Raw genomic sequence first — 4,438 nt, forward strand, 5'->3', positions numbered from 1 at the left:
ACTCAACGTGGGAGGTGTTGATGGTGATACCACGAGCTTTTTCTTCTGGTGCGTTATCGATCTGGTCGAATGCACGAGCAGAACCACCGTAGGTTTTAGCCAGAACGGTAGTGATTGCAGCGGTCAGCGTTGTTTTACCATGGTCAACGTGGCCGATAGTACCGACGTTAACGTGCGGTTTTGTACGTTCAAACTTTTCTTTAGACATCGATTGTCCCTCTAAGACACGGATAAATCGGTGATATCACCACATCAACCAGGCATATGCCTGAATTAGCTGAATGCATTAACAGAAGAGAAACAGGGAGGAGATAAAGAAGTGGTGCTGATAGGCAGATTCGAACTGCCGACCTCACCCTTACCAAGGGTGCGCTCTACCAACTGAGCTATATCAGCACATCTTGTTGGAGCGGGCAGTGGGAATCGAACCCACATCATCAGCTTGGAAGGCTGAGGTAATAGCCATTATACGATGCCCGCATCCTGGAACTCGGCTACCTGAATCTTTCTGTAGTGAATATGAGAGAAGGCCTCTCAGTATTCGGGTCGACAAACTGTTCGTTTATCGCACCGGGCTTCGCAATGCGTTGCCGAATATGGTGGTGGGGGAAGGATTCGAACCTTCGAAGTCGATGACGGCAGATTTACAGTCTGCTCCCTTTGGCCGCTCGGGAACCCCACCTGGGGTACTTGATGGTGCCGGCTACCGGAATCGAACTGGTGACCTACTGATTACAAGTCAGTTGCTCTACCTACTGAGCTAAGCCGGCATCAAGTAGCGCGCATTCTAGGAAGAGAGCGCCGCTCATGCAACAAAAAAATCGCATAAAATGCACTACCGCTCACATTTTGCGCTAGATCTCGAGAATATGGTGGCTAAAGCACCAATTGAGAGCAAATTTTCATCGTTCCCGGCATCCGTTTTTCCTGGGAGTAGGCGCCTGACGATGCCTGAATGACAAATAATAATCATCAGAAATAAGACTGCCCCTCTAAAATGGCTCGCAGCCCCTTCTTTCACTGTAAGCGCAACGTGATGTACCCGCCGTAATACATCACTGTTGTTGATTTTTTCTTATCGTTCTCTTCATTCAGGTGTTACCCTCCTGCCCACTGTTGAAAAGTTAAATACGCGGCATACTTTTTATACACAACGTCTGATTACTTGCGTTCGAGAATGTAGCGCGTAAATTTTGTCCTGAATTACAGGCAGAAGCATGCTTATGAGTAATAAAGAGCAAATGTTGGCAACAACCCCTTATCTACAATTTGACCGGAGCCAATGGGCAGCATTGCGCGACTCTGTTCCCATGACGTTAACCGAAGGGGAAATCGCCCGGTTAAAAGGCATTAACGAAGACCTTTCCCTGGAAGAGGTGGCGGAGATTTACCTGCCGCTGTCTCGTCTGCTCAATTTCTATATCAGTTCAAACCTGCGGCGCCAGGCGGTACTCGAGCAGTTCCTTGGCACCAATGGCCAACGTATTCCCTACATCATCAGTATTGCGGGAAGTGTGGCTGTCGGAAAGAGCACGACAGCGCGTGTGCTGCAGGCGCTACTCAGCCGTTGGCCTGAGCACCGTCAAGTTGAACTGATCACCACCGACGGCTTCCTTCATCCAAATAAAGTGCTTAAAGAGCGCAATTTGATGAAGAAGAAAGGCTTCCCGCAATCCTATGATATGCATCGTCTGGTGAAATTTGTCTCCGACATCAAATCGGGTGCAACCAACGTGACGGCGCCGGTGTACTCACATTTGGTGTACGACGTGATCCCCGACGGCGATAAGACCGTTGCCCAGCCGGATATCTTGATTCTGGAAGGGTTAAACGTTCTGCAAAGCGGAATGGATTATCCCCACGATCCACATCATGTATTTGTTTCTGACTTCGTAGATTTTTCTATATATGTAGATGCGCCGGAAGAGCTATTACAGAATTGGTATATAAATCGGTTCTTAAAATTCCGTGAAGGTGCATTCACCGATCCAAACTCTTATTTCCACAGCTATGCAAAGCTCTCTAAAGATGAAGCCATAAATATTGCAACGCAGCTATGGAATGAAATTAATTTATTGAATTTAAAACAAAACATATTACCAACTCGCGATCGCGCATGCTTGATTATGACAAAAAGTGCTAATCATGCTGTTGATTGTGTCAAACTGAGAAAATAATAAGATGAGGGGGAATTCCCCCTCTCTTTAATTTGCGCCGCGCAGAGAAATCTCACCGCCAACCCAAGCTTTTATTACTCCGTCCTGCTCCAACAATAATCCACCCTGCTCATTAATGCCTCGAGATATTCCATGGACCTCTCGTTCCCCAATAATGAGTTTTACCGGTCGATTGATGAAGTTATCCAGTTTTTCCCAACGAGGCAGGAACGGTAATAAACTTTCCTGCTCAAACAGCTGTAGTGCCGTACGTAACTCCTGGATTAGAGTGACCGCTAGCGTATTCCTGTCAATACGGATGCCAGCTTCCTGGAGGTTGATCCATCCCTGATTAATCACATCTGTAGCAACATTACGCATCGCAAGATTAATCCCAGCACCGATAACGATTTGCGCGGCATCTCCCGTTTTCCCGGTGAGTTCAACCAAAATACCGGCGAGCTTGCGGTCGTTCAGATAGAGGTCGTTTGGCCATTTTACCCTGACGTCTTCAGCGCCAAGGCGTTGTAATACTTCCGCCATCACAATGCCAATAACCAGACTGAGTCCAATTGCCGCAGCTGGCCCCTGTTCCAGACGCCAGTACATGGACAAATAGAGATTTGCTCCAAAGGGCGAGAACCACTGACGGCCTCGTCTTCCACGCCCGGCCTGCTGATATTCGGCTATGCAGGAATCACCAGATTGAAGGGAATTGAGGCGATCAAGCAGGTATTGGTTGGTGGAATCAATCACCGGAAGGACAGCCACGCTCCCATTAGCTATTTGTGACGTAATAAAACCTTCATCCAGTAACTGGATAGGCTCCGGCAAACTATATCCTTTCCCCGGCACGGTGAATACATCAATCCCCCAGTCTCGCAGAGTCTGTACATGCTTATTAATAGCCGCACGACTCATCCCTAACTGCTCACCCAGTTGCTCACCTGAATGAAACTCACCGTCTGCCAGAATACTAATTAACGTTAACGGAACCCGATTGTCTTTCACGCGACAGTCTCCACGGCACTGACTTCCCCTTTGCTCGCCATAAAGCGAACTTCTGGTTCAAGCCAGACATCAAACTTTTCACCAACCTGTTGGCGTACGTAGTGTGCAAGGGCAACAATATCTGCGCTGCTGGCATTTTCTTCGTTAATGATGACCAAAGCCTGTTGCCGATGAATCGCGGCTCCACCAATGCGGTATCCCTTCAACTGACATTGATCGATCAGCCAACCTGCTGCAAGTTTAACGCTGCCGTCTGGCTGAGGGTAATGGGGGACGTTCGCGCCACAAGAAATCAGTTTTTCTGCCTGTTCCGCGCTAATAACGGGGTTTTTGAAGAAACTGCCGGCATTACCATTCACTTTTGGATCGGGCAGCTTCGAGCTCCTCATATTGCAGACGCTTTCAAAAACCTGCTGGGGCGTAACGGTCGACGGATCCAGTTTACTCAGGTCGCCGTAGCTGAGAACCGGCCTCCAGGCTTTAGGCAATCGATAGCCAACGGCTACAATTGCAAAGCGGTCCTGGTAGTCATGTTTAAAGATGCTGTCCCGGTAGCCAAAGCGGCATTCCGCGTTTGTTAAACGCAATGCCTGGCCATTACTTAGCTCAACGCAATCGACATAGTTACATACCTGTTTAATTTCAACACCATATGCACCAATGTTTTGAATGGGCGATGAGCCAGCACAGCCCGGTATCAGAGCAAGGTTTTCCAGACCTGGCATGCCTTGTTGGAGAGTATATTCCACGAGGTGATGCCAGTTTTCACCAGCACCGACATGGAGCAACCAGGCATCATCCGTCTCAGCAATTTCAATCCCTTTAATACGATTGATAATGACCGTGCCTTCGAAGTTTTCGAGGAAAAGAACATTACTCCCTTCCCCAAGGATAAGTACCGGCTGATGAGCCTGCGTCGATTCTGCCCACGCTTCAGTAAGCTGTTGTACAGATTCAGCGATAACAATATGTGCCGCAGTTGCCTGAATACCGAAAGTATTGAAGGGTTTAAGAGAGGAGTTCATGTCAGCCATTTTCCGGAATATAAACCAGAATAGTTTACCCGATCCTGTTGAGAATGGCTTGTCTGTCTCAGTAGAACGCGCACAGCAAAAAGGCCCAGTCTTTCGACTGAGCCTTTCGCTTTTATTTGATGCCTGGCAGTTCCCTACTCTCGCATGGGGAGACCCCACACTACCATCGGCGCTACGGCGTTTCACTTCTGAGTTCGGCATGGGGTCAGGTGGGACCACCGCGCTACGGCCGCCAGG

4 protein-coding genes, 4 tRNA genes and 1 rRNA gene are annotated in these 4,438 nt (G+C 48.5%); 1 reads left to right on the forward strand and 8 read right to left on the reverse strand.

Going from position 1 to position 4,438, the window contains the following annotated elements; translation table 11 throughout:
* The 5 genes from F3J26_RS22430 to F3J26_RS22450 all read right to left on the reverse strand — a co-directional run.
* The coding region (locus F3J26_RS22430) for a GTP-binding protein (RefSeq protein WP_021242225.1) at nucleotides 1-208 on the reverse strand (208 nt) is incomplete at its 3' end.
* 112 nt (nucleotides 209-320) lie between these two features.
* Nucleotides 321-396: transfer RNA gene (locus F3J26_RS22435), tRNA-Thr, on the reverse strand.
* A gap of 9 nt (nucleotides 397-405) precedes the next feature.
* Nucleotides 406-480: transfer RNA gene (locus F3J26_RS22440), tRNA-Gly, on the reverse strand.
* A gap of 117 nt (nucleotides 481-597) precedes the next feature.
* Nucleotides 598-682 (reverse strand) — tRNA-Tyr (locus tag F3J26_RS22445).
* Nucleotides 683-694: 12 nt separating this feature from the next.
* Nucleotides 695-770, reverse strand: a tRNA-Thr gene (locus tag F3J26_RS22450).
* Nucleotides 771-1,223: 453 nt separating this feature from the next.
* On the opposite strand from F3J26_RS22450, the gene coaA reads away from it, so the two are divergent.
* Nucleotides 1,224-2,177, forward strand: a complete 954-nt coding sequence (coaA, locus tag F3J26_RS22455) for a type I pantothenate kinase (RefSeq protein WP_166996025.1) — start codon at nucleotides 1,224-1,226, stop codon at nucleotides 2,175-2,177.
* A gap of 27 nt (nucleotides 2,178-2,204) precedes the next feature.
* Here coaA and birA read toward each other — a convergent pair whose 3' ends face one another.
* From birA to rrf, 3 genes are all read right to left on the reverse strand, one after another.
* Nucleotides 2,205-3,167: a bifunctional biotin--[acetyl-CoA-carboxylase] ligase/biotin operon repressor BirA gene (gene birA, locus F3J26_RS22460; RefSeq protein WP_166996027.1), complete on the reverse strand. Its 963-nt coding sequence runs from the start codon at nucleotides 3,165-3,167 to the stop codon at nucleotides 2,205-2,207.
* Nucleotides 3,164-4,192 carry a UDP-N-acetylmuramate dehydrogenase gene (gene murB / locus F3J26_RS22465; RefSeq protein ID WP_166996029.1) on the reverse strand — a complete coding sequence of 343 codons (1,029 nt, stop codon included), beginning with the start codon at nucleotides 4,190-4,192 and terminating at the stop codon, nucleotides 3,164-3,166. The genes birA and murB overlap by 4 nt, the downstream gene beginning before the upstream one ends.
* Before the next feature lie 130 nt (nucleotides 4,193-4,322).
* A 5S ribosomal RNA gene (rrf, locus tag F3J26_RS22470) occupies nucleotides 4,323-4,438 on the reverse strand.

Origin of the sequence: Enterobacter sp. Ap-867, assembly GCF_011752855.1 — a bacterium.
Taxonomy (GTDB): Bacteria; Pseudomonadota; Gammaproteobacteria; order Enterobacterales; family Enterobacteriaceae; genus Cedecea.